The organism is Methylobacterium sp. BTF04 (assembly GCF_010692745.1).
In the GTDB taxonomy this organism is placed as follows: Bacteria; Pseudomonadota; Alphaproteobacteria; order Rhizobiales; family Beijerinckiaceae; genus Methylobacterium.
The window spans coordinates 1-15,355 of the sequence record NZ_JAAHTB010000008.1; the positions used below are offsets into that span (position 1 = coordinate 1).

At 69.4% G+C, this 15,355-nt stretch carries 9 protein-coding genes; 2 read left to right on the forward strand and 7 right to left on the reverse strand.

Annotation, left to right across the window (positions count from 1 at the left end; translation table 11 throughout):
• Positions 1-200: hypothetical protein (locus G3T14_RS24645; RefSeq protein WP_204262688.1), on the reverse strand; the 200-nt coding region annotated here is incomplete at its 3' end.
• Positions 201-556: 356 nt separating this feature from the next.
• Here G3T14_RS24645 and G3T14_RS06915 point away from each other — a divergent pair.
• A complete protein-coding gene (locus tag G3T14_RS06915) occupies positions 557-2,026 on the forward strand; it encodes a carbohydrate porin (RefSeq protein ID WP_348645224.1) in 1,470 nt (489 codons plus the stop codon).
• A 128-nt stretch (positions 2,027-2,154) separates the two neighbouring features.
• Here G3T14_RS06915 and G3T14_RS06920 read toward each other — a convergent pair whose 3' ends face one another.
• Genes G3T14_RS06920 through G3T14_RS06930 form a run of 3 tightly spaced genes read right to left on the reverse strand, consistent with a single transcriptional unit; the run spans position 2,155 to position 11,281 of the window.
• Positions 2,155-4,155 carry a caspase family protein gene (locus G3T14_RS06920; RefSeq protein WP_163641382.1) on the reverse strand — a complete coding sequence of 667 codons (2,001 nt, stop codon included), beginning with the start codon at positions 4,153-4,155 and terminating at the stop codon, positions 2,155-2,157.
• Positions 4,124-9,502, reverse strand: a complete 5,379-nt coding sequence (locus tag G3T14_RS06925; RefSeq protein ID WP_163641383.1) for an MBG domain-containing protein — start codon at positions 9,500-9,502, stop codon at positions 4,124-4,126. The genes G3T14_RS06920 and G3T14_RS06925 overlap by 32 nt, the downstream gene beginning before the upstream one ends.
• A gap of 57 nt (positions 9,503-9,559) precedes the next feature.
• Positions 9,560-11,281, reverse strand: a complete 1,722-nt coding sequence (locus tag G3T14_RS06930; RefSeq protein ID WP_204262689.1) for a ShlB/FhaC/HecB family hemolysin secretion/activation protein — start codon at positions 11,279-11,281, stop codon at positions 9,560-9,562.
• Positions 11,282-12,362: 1,081 nt separating this feature from the next.
• On the opposite strand from G3T14_RS06930, the gene G3T14_RS06935 reads away from it, so the two are divergent.
• Entirely contained in the window at positions 12,363-13,550 is a 1,188-nt protein-coding gene (locus G3T14_RS06935) for a M23 family metallopeptidase (protein ID WP_163641385.1), read from the forward strand.
• A 53-nt stretch (positions 13,551-13,603) separates the two neighbouring features.
• On the opposite strand, the gene G3T14_RS24650 is transcribed toward G3T14_RS06935, so the two are convergent.
• From G3T14_RS24650 to G3T14_RS24655, 3 genes are all read right to left on the reverse strand, one after another.
• Positions 13,604-14,104, reverse strand: coding sequence for a PAAR domain-containing protein (locus G3T14_RS24650; protein ID WP_204262690.1), 501 nt, complete (start codon positions 14,102-14,104; stop codon positions 13,604-13,606).
• A gap of 70 nt (positions 14,105-14,174) precedes the next feature.
• A complete protein-coding gene (locus tag G3T14_RS06945) occupies positions 14,175-14,663 on the reverse strand; it encodes a hypothetical protein (protein WP_163641386.1) in 489 nt (162 codons plus the stop codon).
• 129 nt (positions 14,664-14,792) lie between these two features.
• Positions 14,793-15,107, reverse strand: a complete 315-nt coding sequence (locus G3T14_RS24655; protein WP_204262691.1) for a hypothetical protein — start codon at positions 15,105-15,107, stop codon at positions 14,793-14,795.
• Between the last annotated feature and the right edge of the window lie 248 nt (positions 15,108-15,355).

Below are 15,355 nucleotides of genomic sequence, written 5' to 3' on the forward strand. Positions count from 1 at the left end.
GGATCATCGGCGATAAAAGCAGCCTCGAACACGCCATCATGGTCGGCGGGTCGACAGCGCCAGCAGGTGTTCGCAGTTTTGTACGCAAATGGCGCGCCAGCACGATCAAGTACTTCATCCCGCGCCTTCAACCGATCCCACACCGACGCCTCGCAGGATGCGTGGTTGTGGAGGACGGCTTGCCGGACCGCGTGGTTCACCCATCCGCCTCTCCGATGGGCAACGTTGTCGGGCGCTCCCTGCGATGCGCTCGCTCGGACTGATCCCGCCTTCGCACAATCGCCCTCCCCGACCCTGCGCAAGCCCCTCGATGGGAGCGGTTGAAGACCGATCGACCCCGCGCCTCAGCCAGGAGCCCGAACCGTGCCGAGCGCACGAGCCGTCAGGAGAGCCTGCCCGAAGCGGGACAGCGCGATCGATCGGGGCCGAAGACGCATGCCTTGCGTTTCGCTGCCTCCGTCGCGGTCCATTACGGTGTGGTACTGTCGATGCGCGAACCGAGGGTGGCCCGTGACGACGCATGGTTAGGACGCGAGACATCGGTTTGACACGGCGCGTGACGCATCGGACGGGTCGTTGGGCTCTGGCCGCGATCGCGTGTGTCCTGATCCCGTCGCATGCGCGCGCCCAAGGGGTGAACGTCGGCGCCGGCGGCGATCCGCGCACCTCGGTCGCTCAGCCGGAAGTGTCGGGCAAGCCGTCCGCGGTCGCCACGACGTCCATCGAAGGGTCGCTCGGGGCGGCCGGTGATCCGACCGGCCTGCGGCGTTTCCTGGCGAGCCGGGGCGTCGTCTCTAGCTTCAATGCCATCGCCGACATCCTGGGCGATACGAATGGCGGCACGCGTCGGACCGCCACCGTCACCAACCGGATCGACATGCAGCTCGACGTCGACCTCGACCGGTTTGCCGGATGGAGCGGCGCGGCGTTCAGGGTCGAGGCCTTCCAGATCAACGGTGCGGGGCTCTCCCGGGCGGCCGTCAACGATCTTGCCGTGGTGAGCGAACTCGAGGCGCTTCCGTCGACCCGGCTCTACGAGCTCTGGGTCGAGCAGCAGCTCTTCGACGGCAAGCTGGCGATCAAGGTCGGACAGGTGGCCGCCGACACGGAGTTCCTCGTCAGCCAGACCGCGACCCTGTTCATCAACTCGACCTTCGGCTGGCCGACGATCGCCGCAACGAACCTCCCGAGCGGAGGGCCGGCCTACCCGTTCGGGTCACCGGCGGTTCGGGCGAAGTACCTGCCGAACCCGAACCTCTCGTTCCAGGTCGGTTTGTTCGACGGCGACCCGGCCGGGCCGGCGCGGGCCTGGAACGATCCGGACCCGCAGCGGCGTGACCGCACCGGGACCAACTTCCGCTTGAGCGACCCACCGCTCCTGATCGCCGAGGCGGCCTACGCCTACAATTTCAAGGAGCGCGACCGGTCGGGGTATCTCCTGGACGAGCCCGGAACGGTCACGGTCGGCGGGTGGCACCATTTCGGTCGGTTCGACTCGCTGCGGATCGACGGCGCCGGCCACCCCCTCGCGGATTTGGCGTCCAGCGGCGTCGCCAGGCGGTTCCGCGGCAATGACGGCCTCTATGCGATGATCGACCAGACCGTGTTTCGCGAGCCCGGCAAGAACGACGAAGGCGCGAGCGTCTTCGTCCGCGTCGTCGGTTCGCCCGGAGACCGCAACCTGATCGACCTCTACCTCGACGCCGGTATCGGCTATCGCGGCCTCCTGCCGACCCGCTCCAACGACACCGTCGGCCTCGGCGTGTCCTACGCCCGGGTCTCGCCCTCGGCGCGCGGGTTCGACCGCGACACGATCCTGGCGACCGGGACCGCGATGCCCCGGCGGAGCTTCGAGGCTTTGGTGGAGGCTACTTATCAGGCCGTGATCGCGCCCGGCGTCACGGTGCAGCCGAATCTGCAATACGTCTTCCATCCCGGTGGCAACAGCGCCGACCCGCGCGACCCGGCCGGCCAGCGGATCAAGAACGCGACGGTGGTCGGGCTGCGGGCGACGTTGACGTATTGAGCGATCGGACGGGCGACCGAGGAATTGCCAACGTGATCCTCCCGCGCTGAGGCGGATACGGGGGGCGCCATGCGTTCCGCTCGGCCGCTTCGGGGGTGATGGCGCCAAGCACCGGGTGGATCGAACCGTCAACGCAGGTCGAGGCTGCCGATGCGGCGCCATTGCTGGAGCGAAGCGGACATCTTGGGACCGCCGCGTCCATCGACGACGCCGTCGTAATAGCCCGCCCGCTTGAGGCGCGCCTGGACGGAGCGGATCGTCTCCGGCGACCACGACTCGGCATGGTGGACGATCTGGTTCATCGCGTCGCCCGTGTCGGCGGCGATGCCCCGCAGCAGCATCTCGGCGGCGGCGTTCGCGTCCTTTCGGATTCCGCGTCCCTCATCCAGCAGGATCGCCGCCGGGACGAAGCCACGGGGTTCGCCGAGTTCGGTCGCCTTTTCGAAATAGGTCAGCGCCTGGTCCTGTTCCGGGATCGTCCCGTCCTGGGCGAGCACGCCGAGATTGTAGGTGGCGATCGCCGATCCCGCCTCCGAGGCTCGCTTCAGAAGTTCAACGGCGCGCTTGGGATCCGTGGCGACGCCCGCGCCCTGCATCAGCGCCACGGCGAGGTTGATCGCCCCGTCCGCGCTCCCGGCCTCCGCCGCCGTCTCGTAGAGCGCGATCCCCGCCTTCGGGTCGCGCGGCACGCCGTCGCCGGTCTCAAGGATCAGCCCGAGGCTGACCTGCGCCCGCAGGTTCCCGCTGGCCGCTGCTTCCCGGTAGTAGGTCAAGGCCTCGCTGCGCCGGCCGGCGGCGGCGAGCGCGCGCGCGAGAAGCGCGGTGTAATGCGGCATATCCGGATGGGCCTCGCGGGCCTGCCGGCACGCGGCGATGGCCGGTTCCGGATTGGCCGCGAGGGCGGACAGGGGCACGCCCGGCATGTTCGCGGTGGCGTCGCGCGGATGCGTCGTCGCGCGTTCGCAGACGATCTCGGGCCGGATCTCGGCATCCTCTGTGGTCGGCAGGTTCTGGAGAAGGGTCCGCGCCTCGTCGGTGTGGCGACCGTCGGGTCGCCGATCGAGGTAGAACTCGACCAGCGGGCGCAGTCGCGAGCGCAGGGCGTAGTCCCACAGGCGGTCGTCGCCGAGCCTGTCGTCGGGGATGCTGCGCGGAATGCCGGCGGAGGGCTCGGTCGAGGCGACCTTCAGCAAGGTCTGAACCTCGCCGGCATGGGCACCGTCGGTATAGCGCGCGAGGTAGATGCGCAGGAGCGCCGGATCGCGGCTCGATGCGGCGAGCTGCCAGAGCTGGGTCTCGGGAGAGGCAGCCTCCGGGCGTCCGGGGACGAAATAGACCTGGCTCGTCAGCGACGAGTTCTCCCACGGCACCTGGAACCCGCCCGTCGCCGCGATCACGTCCTTGCGCACAGCGATCATCATCGCGCCGACATCCTGCCCGCGGGTGCCGATATGGCCGAGGAAGGCCGTCGCGAACGGGCTGTTGCGCCCTCCCCCGTCGAAGGCGACGTTGTCGGGCTGCGTCGCGTAGGAGAACAGGAATCCGGCTGCGCTCCCGACTTTGGCCAGCCCGTTGCGCAGGGCCTCGTCCGTGAGCGTGGCGGCGACCGAGCCTCCCCGCAGCGGATTGTTGCGACAGGCGTCGAGGAAGACGAGGTGGTTGCCGCGGGAGCCTTCGAGGCTGTCGGTGACGCGCTTGAGTTCGACGGTCTGACGCTCGATGTCGTCACGGCTGCGGATCTCCGCATCGACGGGGACGAGGTAGTTGCGTCCGTCGACCTGGAAGCCGTGGCCGGCATAGTAGAACAGCGACACGTCGGATTCGCGGGCTTTCGCCGTGAAGTCCGCGACCGCCCGCGTCATGCCCTCTCGGTCGAGGTCGGTCCCCTCGATGACGGTGAAGTTGCGCGCCCGCAGCGCCGCGGCCACGTCGCGGGCGTCGTTGGCGGGGTTGAGGAGCGGTTTCAGGCCGCGATAGCCCGCATTGCCGATGACGAGCGCGACCCGCGTCTCGATGGCCTCCGCTCCCGTGGCGAAGACCAGGAGACACAGAACGCAGACCAGCCGGAGCCGGCGCACCGGTGTGCCGCCTCCCCCCTCAGAGACCGACGGCGCGCGCAAGCCGCGCATCGCAGGATTCCATCGCGCTCGCGATCGCATTGCCGTGCCTCACCTGACGTGCAGCCACCACCGGCTCGTCCGCACGGATCAGGCTGATCGCCTTGCGGATCACCGTGACGGCGGCGCGGACGATCGTGCGCGCCTGGGCGACCGTTCTGGAGGCCCGGACCTGGCGAGCCGCCGCACGAATCACGTCCGGCACGCTGCGCAACGGCGCGGTGCCGGCCCTCCCGCGGGTGAGCACCGCGGGGATGCGCACCGCCGCGGGGAGGTTGCGCAGGGCCGGCGGCAATTGCGCGATCCGAGCGTCGAGCTTGTCCGCGTAGGCCTCCAAGGCGGTGGCAACGCAGTCGTTGTAGATTTTCACGCGTCGGCTGTCGCGCTGCTCGCAGGAGGCGACGGACGCGTCGAGGTCCCGACCGACGGCTTCGAGGTCATCGAGGGTCGCGTCGCCGGCCGTGGCCGCTGCGGCGATGGCGACGCCGCGGGAACCGCCGAGCGTCGGGCCGCCGCTGCTGGTGATCCCGCTGCCCGGCCCGACGACGCCGAGCGGGCTGCCGAGATCGGTTTGAATCGGACCGCCGGCGACGATGATGTCGGGCGGGTCCGAGACAGGGACGAACGTGGTGGGGAACTGGCGATCCAGGGTCGGCGTCGTCAGGGCGATGGTGAGCGCGGAGACACGGACGACGGGAATGACGGGCGCGTCCGACACCGTCAGCGCGCCGGGACGATAGGCCACGGCGTAGTTCGACAACCCGGTCCCCTGCGCGGTGCTCGCGGTGATGGCGTAGGGGCTCCCGGCGACGGAGGCGTCTGCCGGCGCACCGGCGCTGGCCAGCGTCGCGGCGGTGACCTGATCGGCGTTTTGCAGGCCGGTCGCGGTGAATTCGGTACCCGCGAAGGCCAGAATCGTACCGAAAACCTTCGTTGCGTCGTTGGCGCGGATGGTCAGGGGCGCCGGCGTGACCGTCAACGCGCCGGGCGCAAAGGTGATGGCGTAGTTCGACGCTCCGCCTGGGCTGAGTAGGCCGGCACCCTGCGCGTTGCTCGCGGTGATCGCGTAGGGGCTCCCGGCGACCTGGGCGGTCGCCGGTGCACCGGCGCTGGCGAGCGTCGCGCTGGTGACCTGGTCGGCGTTGCGCAGGCCGGTCGCAGTGAATTCGGTGCCGGTAAAGGCGAGCGCGGTCCCGTAGACCTTTGCCGTGTCGTTGGCGCGGATCGTCAGGGGCGCCGGCGTAACCGTCAACGCGCCGGGAGCATAGGTGATGGCGTAGTTCGACGCTCCGCCTGGGCTGAGTAGGCCTGCGCCCTGCGCGTTGCTGGCGGTGATCGCATAGGGGCTCCCGGCGACCTGAGCGGTGGCCGGTGCACCGGCGCTGGCGAGCGTCGCGCTGGCGACCTGATCGGCGTTGCGCAGGCCGGTCGTAGTGAACTCGGTTCCGGAGAAGGCGAGCGTCGTGCCGTAGATCTTCGTCGCGTCGTTGGCGCGGATCGTGAGGGGGGCCGGCGTGATGGTGACCGGCGCGTTGGCGAAGGCGAAGGCGTAGCCGATCGAGGAGGCGAGCGTACCCCGGGTGACCTGCGCCGCTCCGGCATAGGTGCCGACGCCGGTGGTGGCGAGCGTCGCGTCGGCGACCGCCGAGACCCCGGTGAAGGCCTGTGCCGTGGTGTCGCCGTTGACGAGGCCGGCGACGGTGCGGGTGAAGCCCAGAGCGGTCGGCCCGTATTCCCGGGTCGCGTCGGCGGCGGAGACCGTCAGGATCGGCTGACGGGCGTAGATGAATTGACTGCCGGCCTGCGTGACCGTCGTCGGCGGGTTTGCGGCAAAGCTGCGGTTGTAGAGATTGCCGGCGACGAGGCCGCCGCGCTGATCGGCGGCATAATCCTGGCTGTAGATCAGGACGCGTCCGCCGGCCTGCACCGCGGCGGCACCGGCGTTGTTCACGAACTGCGCGGTGGCGAGGACGACATCGCCGTTGAGGCTGCTGACGGATTGCCCGACCCCGATCGTCAGCGGTCCGGCGGAGGCCTGGCCGGCCGGCGTGACGGCACCGGCGATCTGGAGGGCGCCCGCCGACACGATCGAGCGATCCACTGTGAAGCTGCCCCCGATCGCCGCGATCGTCGTCGGCAGTCCGGAGCCGAAGGTCGGCACGCCGCCGGTTGCAATCACCGTGTAGGGGATATTGGCCGAGAGCGCGCTGTCGCCGGCATTGGCCAGTTCTGTCGCGAGGGCCGATGCGGTCGGTTGTGTCGTGGTCACGAATACGCGGCCGACACGCGGTTCGAGGTTGGTGATCGCGCCCGCGCCGATCGGCGCATCGGTGACGGAGGCGCCGCGATTCGCCCCGTCGAGAAACGCGCTCGCGCCCTGCGGTGCGGTGCCGGTCAGCGGATCGCGGGCGACGTAATAGTAGCCGTTGGCGCCGGAATTGGCCTGATAGGAGGCGGTTCCGCCGGTGGCGACCCGCACGGCTTCCCCGGCGAGCGGCGTTCCGGGATCGGCCGCGCCGCGGGTGAAGCCGGAGACCGCCAGCACGCCCGTGGGATAGCGCCATGTCAGGTACGGATAGGCGTCGGCCTGCGTACCCCAGGTGCCCGGCGTGAATCCGCCCGGCAAGGTGTTCTGGAGTTGGGCCGTCGTCAGGCCGGTGGCACCGGTCCCGGCGCTCGTCGCGACGCCCGTGGTCTGCGTGTCCCAGTATGAATTCGTGATCGTCTGGAGCACGCCGACGATGTTGCCGATCAGGCCGCCGCTTGTGCCGGCGCCGGTGACGAGACCGGTGGCGTAACTCGTCGCCACCGTGGCGTTGGCGGTGCTGCCGCCGCCTCCGGCGGGCACGCTGTTGATCTCACCGACGAGGCCGCCGGAGGCGGTGCCGCCGCTGGTCAGGCCGGTGGCGTAGGCATCCTGGATCGCGCCGCCATTGCTGATCAGACCGACGAGGCCGCCGCCCCGGCCCTGGCTCGTCACCGCCCCGTTGGCGAAGGACGACGTCACCGTTCCGGCCGTCTGCGAGGTGCCCTCGCCGCCGAGGGCTCCGACGAGGCCTCCGACGAAGTCCGTACCGGTGACCCCCCCGGTCGCGTAGGATTGGGTGATACCGGCGCTCTGGGCGATGCCGACCAGGCCACCGACCTGCAATCCGCCGCTGACCTGACCGGTCGCGAAGGAGCGGGTGATCACGCCGCCATCCATCGACCCGACGAGGCCGCCGGTGTTGTCGGTGCCGGTGACGGTCGCGGTGCTCGCCGCATTGGCGACGCTGCCGCCGACTTGACCGCCGAGCAGCCCGCCGGTCGTGTCGGCGCCCGCGACGCGTCCCGCCACCGTCACGCCGGAGACGGCCGTCGTCGTGGCGAAGCCGACGAGGCCGCCGGTGTTGTCGCCGCCGGTGAGGTTCAGCGCCGTGAGGTTGACGTTCGCGAGGCTGGCCTGCGTCGCGGCACCGAACAGGCCGCTGCCATCCCCCGCCGGGGTGTTGACCGTGAGGTTGGCGATGGTCTGGCCCAACCCGTTGAAGCGTCCGGTGAAGGCGTTCGCGGTGCTGCCCACCGGGGTGAAGGCGGTGCCACCCGCATCGATGCTCCGGGCGAGCCCGTAATTGCCGGCGAGGTTGCCGGCCATGTTCTGCAGGTCCGCCACCGAGTAGAGCAACTGGTAGGCCTGCCCGTCGATCGTCAGAGACTGCCCGGGGATGCCGGCGCCGCCGGCCGTGGCATAGGTCGCGCGCGCGCCGTTGCCGAAGCTCAGGCTCCCGCCGGTGCCGCCGTTGTTCGTCGTCAGCACCAACCCGCCGGCGCCGTTCACCGACAGATCGGCGTTCACCGCGATCGAGCGGAACGCCTGAAGCGTCAGCGTGGTGGGAGCGCTCCACGCCAGCGGGGACAGGACCGTGATGTCGCCGGCCTGCACCCCCGAGCTGCCCGCCCCGCCCGTGGTGACGGTGACGTTGGCGGTGCCCAGCGCCGCCGAGAGCGTCGCCGCGTTGATCACCGAATCGTTGCCGGTGGCGGCAAACCCGGTCTGGTTGGCGTTCGCTCCGTCCGAGATCACGACGTTGTAGGGATCGAGAAGCAGGGTGCCGATGAGACCGCGCGCTGCGCCGAGATCGGCCATCCCGGTATAGGCCAGCAGCGCCTTGCCGGAGACCTCCGCGTCACCGCCGTTGCCGCCGGTCGCGCCGCCGCGGGCGCTGATGCGCCCGGCGAAATCCGTCATCCGGTCGGACCAGACGACGACACTGCCGCCATTGCCGGCGGTCCCGGCATCCGCACTGATCCGGGTCGCCGCATCGACGCGGGTGGTCGCGGCGCGCTGCAGCGTCCCGCCGCCCTGATAGTCCCCGCCGATCCGGATGCGGCCGCCGCCAGCCGTGCCGTTGGCGGAGAGCGTCGCGCCGGACAGGGCGATCGCGTGACCGGTGACGGTGATGTCGCCGCCGCGCGCCGGCCGCACGGCGCGGGCATTCGCGCTGTGGCGCGCGGAGGCGTCGAGGCGGCCGGACACCGTGACGGTGCCACCCTCGCCGCCACCGAGGACGATCGCCCCCGATCGTCCGCTGACGCTGCGGGCCTCGACGATCCCCGAGAGGTTGATGGCGTTGCGCGCCGCATCGCGCGCGGTGGCCGCCTGGATGATCACGCGGCCGCCCGCGGCGCTGATCCGGCCGGAATGCTGGATCAGGGCGGCGGTCGAACCGTCCGCCCGCGAGGGCACCGCGACCTGCAGAAAACCGTCGCCGGACAGATCGAGCGTGGCCTGCTCGCCGGCACCGAGGCCGACCCGGCCCAGCGGAACGCTGATCGTGCCGCTATTCTCGACCCGACCCCCGAGCAGGGCCGCGTAGCCGCCCTGGCCGATGTCGATGGTGCCGGCATTCGACACGGTCGCCGAGTGTCCATTGCCGCGGAACACCCGCTGCCCGGCCTTGAAATCCGCGTCGGCAATGTCGAGGGACGACCCGACGAAGGCGCCGGCCCTGACGATGCCGGTGGGCGTGATCGCGATCCCGTTCGGGTTGATCAGGTAGACCTGCCCGTTCGCGTTGAGCTGCCCCGCGATCGTCGAGGGCGTGGCGCCGGTGACCCGGTTGAGGAGCGTGGCCGAACTCGACGGCTGGCTGATGTCGACGCGGCCGCCCTGGCCGATCGAGAAGCCCTGCCAGTTGACGATCGCGGTTTGCGAGGATTGCTGGATCGTGAGTTGGGTCGCGGAGGGCTGCCCGATGCCGACCGTGCCGTGCGCGACGCTGCCGCCGGTGGGGAGCTCGAGGGCGTACAGGCTGGACGGGCTGGTGAGGGCCGTACCCGCGAGCAGCAGCGTGATGAGCCGGTTGATCTGGCGCGTCATGGACGTCCTCTGCGGCGCGGCTTGACCATGTCTGCGATCGGCGTGCTGGGGCATGGCTCAGAACCGGACCGAGCCGAGGACGGTCCACCGGTTGGTGTCCGGCAGCGCGTCGCTTCGGAAGCGGCGGCCGAATTCGACGATGAGGCTCGCCTCCGTCGCCGTGACGGGATCGATCAACGCGGCGAGCCGCAGGCCGAGGCCGAGGGAGGACACCCGCAGGCTCGCGGTTTCGAGCACGGTCGGCCGTGCGAGATAGAGCGCGCCGGTGGCGCCGAAGATGTAGGGCGTCACCGTGCCGGGGCGTCCGTCCACCGGGACGCTGAAGGGGTGCGAGAGCTCGCTGCGTACCGCCCATCCGCTGTCGCCGCTGAGGCTGCCCGCGTCGAAGGTCGACAATTCCTGGAACGAGGCCGTGCCGATCTGCTCGCTTCGGGCGAGCGCCTGCCCGAAGGAGGTCTGGCCGCGGGCGTAGAACCCGAGGACGAAATCCTGCGGTAGCGGCTGCGTGACGGTGATGGCCGCATCGAATTTCTGGAACTCGGCATTGGCCCCGAGGCGGGAGAGCGGCAGGATCGGCGTGGCGTCGGCCGCATTGCGGGCGCCGAGACCGTCGATCCCGAGGGAGAGCGTGCCGCGTCCGGCCAGGACGGCGCCGCCGTCGAACTGCACGTTGCCGTCGCCGCCGAGGCGGAGGATGCGCAGCCGGTCGAGGCTCAACGGAACCGCCGCGCCCGGCAGCACCAGCGCGAGCCGCTCCTCGGTCGTGTCGAAGCTGACGTCGCTGTAGAGATTGGCGGCGCGGCTGCGCAGCCACGGATAGCGCAGGCGGAACGAGAGCCTGTCGTAGTCGCTCGTGGTCTGGATCAGGCCGGCGAGCTTCGGCGCCGTCCGGCTGTTGGTGTATTCGAGATTGAATGTCAGCCCGTCGATGCCGAGGGGAACAACGAAGCCGCCCGCGAGGGTGCGTAGCCGCGGATCGTCGCCGAAGGGACTGCCGGTGCGTAAGGTATCGTTCCCGGTCGGATGGCCGAGCGCCCGCACATAAAGCGTCTCGCCCTGGCCGAAGGCCGTGTTGATATCGAGCCCGGTGCCGATCGTGTAGCCGCCGAGCGCTGTGCCGACCGTGTTGTCGCCCCCGACGAATCCGCTGATCGGCCGATACCGGCCCTCAATCACGAGGTTTGCGCCCCCTTGCGCGTCGCTCGGCACCAGCGTGGAGCGCAATGCGATGCCGGGAGTGTCGCCCGCGAGCAGCAACCGGCGTTCGATCTCGCCGATCTGCAGGTCGCGCCGTCCGCTCAGCGGTTCCAGGACCGCTGCGATCCGGGTGCGCGCCGGCTCGGGCACGTCGCGCAACTCGATATGCGCGACGAAACCGTTGACGACGACGAGGCGCAGCCGGCCCCCGTCGTTCAACGCCTGCGGCGGCAGCACCACCCGAACCAGGATCGAGCCGGAGCGGATCAGGGCCGCTTCGAGATCGCGGGCCGCCGAGAAGATCTGGCTCGCCGGCACGCGTTGCCCGACGAGTTGGGCCTCGAGCCTGGCAATCTCAGCGGCAAAGCCCGGCGGTGCGTTCTCGACGGTAACGCCCGCGATTCGGATCGACAGCCGATCCGATCCGGGCGGTGCCGCGAGTCCGGGCTGCCCGGAGAAGACGAGCGTGCCGGCACCGCGTGCGGTGGCGGGGGCGAAGCTCGGCGGCGTGACCTGACTCGCCGTCTGCGCCAGCGCATCGGCGGCGGCTCCCGACAGCGTCAGTCCGAGCGCGACCGCCATCACGGATCGGCCGGCAGAGCGGGTTCGCACGGGGGCGAGGCGTGGGGAGAGAGGCTCGATCATGTGTCAGGTTGGCACGATCTTCTGGTTCTGTTTCGGACCGTGTCGTGTCCCTCCAGGCAGGTCAATTGATCTTGATCGTCCAAGACGGCTGGATTCGGCGTTTTCGCCCCGGGTGTATGATTTTGGCGACAAAAACAGTTCGCGTGGGTCTGCGCGCAGCGGCGTTGTTGAAAGAGAAAGTCTATTTTTCGTTAATAAAAGCGCGGATACCGGTCATTCGAACGATTTCGTAGCCGGGAACTGGCAGCCCAGGCCGTCTTGCGGATCGCTCGCTCACGATTTTTGGTTCTCTCTGGACTGGACCAGGGATCGCCGACGCAGCGTCGCGATTCGCGCGGACGGGCATCGACCGCGAAGGCCGCGTCTCTGCTCGTCCCGATGCAGTGAGCAGGAATGCTGGCTTCGATCGGACCCCGCCCGGTTCCGTCGGGAGGGCCGCGGCATTACGGGACTCACCGGTGCGGGGATGCCGTGTTGTCGTCGGGCACCAGGCGACCACGACGACCTGCACGCGGCGCATCCCGGTAAGTATCCCACGCGTGTCCGAGAACACTGCGATCGACAGGCGCACCGCGAGCCCGATCGCCGGAACCGGGCTGGACGCGCGCCCGAGCCCTTTCGATCGGCCTTCGCTGATGTCGCGTCCGCAGCTGCGGAACGATACGGCGATGCCGCTGTATCAGTAGCTCGAGGAAGGCCGGATCTTCGGGTTTGCCGAACCACAGCCCTGCCTCCTGATCGCGCGTCACGGCTTCACGCGGGATGCCACGATGAGCGACTACGTCGAGGGCCTGGTTCGCGGCGACATCTACAGTTACCGCCTCAAGCTGCGGGCCTGAAGCCAATCGGTCGACCCGATTCCCGTGCGACCGCCGCCTACCGCACAGGTCATAGCGCGGGCCGCCGACCTTTCGCCAAGACCAAAAGCAGTCCATATCTCGAGGGTCCGCGCACGCTGTCGCAAGCGCGGTCCCCCGGCTCTGCGCAGCCAGGATCCGACGTTCGAAGGGGACAATCGGTGACGCTGACACGCCGAAAACGGGCCTCGGCGCGGGTGCCGGCCCGTATGCCTCCGCCGCCGCGCAGGTTCGCGATCCGGGTCGCACTCGGCCTCTGCGCGATCTGGGCCATCGCCGCGACGATCCTGGCCGTGCGCGACGCGCGGGAAATCGGCCGGCTGAACGACGAGGCCGAGCTCCGGCGGCTCCTGCACGAGGAGCGCGTGCGGGCGCTGACCCGGCGACTCGTCGGCGTCGCGAGCCATCAGATGCTCGAGCAGGAGGGCCTTGCCGATCGTCTCGCCGACATCGTGACGCGTCAGGTGGAACTGGAAGCACGGGAGGCGGCACTGGCCGCCGCCGCGGAGCGGGCGGCTTTGTCTCCGGAGCCCATCGGCAAGATGCGACAGGGCGATCTCGCGCGGGAGGCGCCGACCGCGATCGCCCGGCTTCCGTTGCGCGAGCAATTCGCGCGGATCGAGGCTTCGCTCGATCGGGTTGAGACCGGCCAGGGCCGCACGGTCGCGACCCTGGCCGCCGGCGCGGTCACCAGCACTGAGCGAATGCGCGCGGCCCTGGCCGAACTCCGCCTGCCGATCGCCCCGGCCGTGGTGCCGCCGCGTTCGCCCGCCACCGGCACCGTCCCGCAGGATGCCTTCACGGCTCGACTCGCGGCCGCCGAGACCGCGTTCGCCGAGGCGGGGCGCTGGCGCAGCCTCGCCGAGAGCGTGCCGTTGCGCTCGCCGATCGAGGGCGATGCGGGGCTCTCCAGCAATTTCGGCCTGCGCAAGGATCCGTTCACGGGAGCCCAGCGCATGCACGCCGGCATGGATTTCCGCTCGGGCGTCGGCACGCCCGTCCGATCCGCCGCGGAGGGACGCGTCGTCTCGGTCGGCCAGAGCGGCGGTTACGGCAACCTCGTCGAGGTCGATCACGGGCACGGCCTCATCACCCGCTACGGCCATCTCTCGGCGATTCAGGTGGTCCTCGATCAGGCTGTGACAGCCGGCACGATCGTCGGGCTCGTCGGCTCGACCGGGCGTTCCACCGGCCCGCACCTCCATTACGAGACCCGGCTCTCCGGCAACGCCCTCGATCCGGCCCGTTTCCTCGCCGTCGGGCAGGTACTGCTCGGCCGGCCGGCGCCGGCGCAGCAGATCGCCCCGCAGCCCCTGGCGGCGGCGGAGGTCGAGGATTCCTCCGACTGACCGCGCGTCGCCACGGGGAGTATCCGGACGGGCGTGGTTGCGGCAGGGGCCGCTCAGCCGCCGATGATCACCGTCGGCAATCCCATGACGATGACGTTGGGCGGTCCGAGCGCCTCGACGATGGTGTCGCCCGCCCGGCACGCGGCGAGTGTGTTGATCAGCACCGTCTGCGAACCATTGACCACGACGCCCGGTCCGTGCGGCGGGATCGGCAGGGGCGTGGCGCAGATGTGGATGTCGGCGCCCCCGGCCGCGCCGGTGATCATCGAACCCATGGTGGCGGCGGCCGCCGATTTGACCGCCTGCTCGGCGGCGAGTGCCACGGGAGCCCCGGGGGTGCCGGCCGCCGCGAGCGTCGCCGCCTCCGCCACCTGGATCGTCGTATCGGAGATGGTTTTCGCCGCCTGGATCGCGGCGGCCGCCGCGGCCGAGACGCCGCGCCAGGCCGGCAGGCCGCCGATCATCACGTTGAAGCTGCCGGGTCCGGGCTGCAGGATCGGCGGCAGCGGGTGCGCGACGGGATCGAGGATGCGGGCGGCGGGGCCTTTGGGCATGATGCGTCGATCCCCGGTGGTCGAAATGCGGCTTTGTCGGAATATGCGTGGTCGAGAAGTGTCTCGGATCTCAGTGGCGAGCGATCACCCGGCTCCCGACCGTCATTCCCGCCATGATCGCCGGCTTCAACGTGTTCGCAGCCGAGGCGGCAATGGTCTTGCGTTGCTCCACCGAACTGGATTTTCCGGTGGTCGCGACCTTATCCATGTGGCGTATGGTCATGACACCGACGATGTTGTCGGCCGCCGTCTGATATCCTGAGCCTATGATTTTATTTGTTTTCTTATAGATCAAGACGGCTTGGGCGGTCGCGTCACCATAGGAGATGCTGTCGACTTCGGCATTGAAAAGCGCTATTTTTGCCTCTGCGTCCTCACCGTTTGCCTGATCTTCTGCGTACATCGCCTGTAAAGCACCGACACCAAGAAGAAAATATTGAATACGTCTGACGTAGAGTCCCTGATCTCCGATCGTGACATGGTATTTGTGGCTGACGGCCGCCATTTGCAGCCGGTTATCGTCACGGAAGAGCGTGCTTATTAGGATTTTGCTTGCCATAGTATCGACTCCATTTACAGACATTTACCTAATACAATAAGATTTGTCGAACCAAGTGAGGCAAGCTCTGTCGGGTCGCCGCTGTGGAGGCGACGCTTGTTCTCCCCGACGAGCGCAGCTGCGGCCGTCTTACCGCCCCCCCAGGCCGCGTTTGCAGGAGGGCCGACCCGTAAACGGTGCACTGCCCGAAAGACCCTGCAGGACACTCGACTCGTTGAGCCCGGTCAGTGAGAGAGTGAGGACCCGTGGGCCGAGCTTGCCGGCCGCCTTGGCTTTGCCGGGGCCGGACGCGACTGAAACGGTGCAGGCGCGGTCGTTCCCGATATCGTGGAACTCCCATAGCCCGACCGTCGTGGTACTGCCGGTCCCGAAGTAGAGGCAGTCGAGTGCATCTTTATCAGGGTCGGGTACGCCCTGCCCCATCACTGCAACGAAGTGAGCCATGTCTGGTCTCCGATCATCCGGGGAAGCGTGCCGAATTGGCCCTTCGGCCGGCGGGTGCAGGGACGAAGAGGGCGACTATCATCGAGTTTCCGAGCCGGACCGCCGAGCGGGTCGCGCCTTTCAGCCGCTTCTCCCCAGACGTGTAATCCGTCAGCGGCCCCTCGCCCGTCGCGCGTCAGGGGGACCGTCATGGTTTCGTCGGGCTGTTCGAAGCGCCGCGTCGTGGTGGAATGCGTCATCACGCGATG

Excerpts from the sequence above, each read along its gene's own strand:
- G3T14_RS06920 (WP_163641382.1), bottom strand. The coding sequence starts at position 4,155 with ATGCGCGGCTTGCGCGCGCCGTCGGTCTCTGAGGGGGGAGGCGGCACA.
- G3T14_RS06925 (WP_163641383.1), bottom strand. The coding sequence starts at position 9,502 with ATGACGCGCCAGATCAACCGGCTCATCACGCTGCTGCTCGCGGGTACG.
- G3T14_RS06930 (WP_204262689.1), bottom strand. The coding sequence starts at position 11,281 with ATGGCGGTCGCGCTCGGACTGACGCTGTCGGGAGCCGCCGCCGATGCG.
- G3T14_RS24650 (WP_204262690.1), bottom strand. The coding sequence starts at position 14,104 with ATGCCCAAAGGCCCCGCCGCCCGCATCCTCGATCCCGTCGCGCACCCG.
- G3T14_RS06945 (WP_163641386.1), bottom strand. The coding sequence starts at position 14,663 with ATGGCAAGCAAAATCCTAATAAGCACGCTCTTCCGTGACGATAACCGG.
- G3T14_RS24655 (WP_204262691.1), bottom strand. The coding sequence starts at position 15,107 with ATGGCTCACTTCGTTGCAGTGATGGGGCAGGGCGTACCCGACCCTGAT.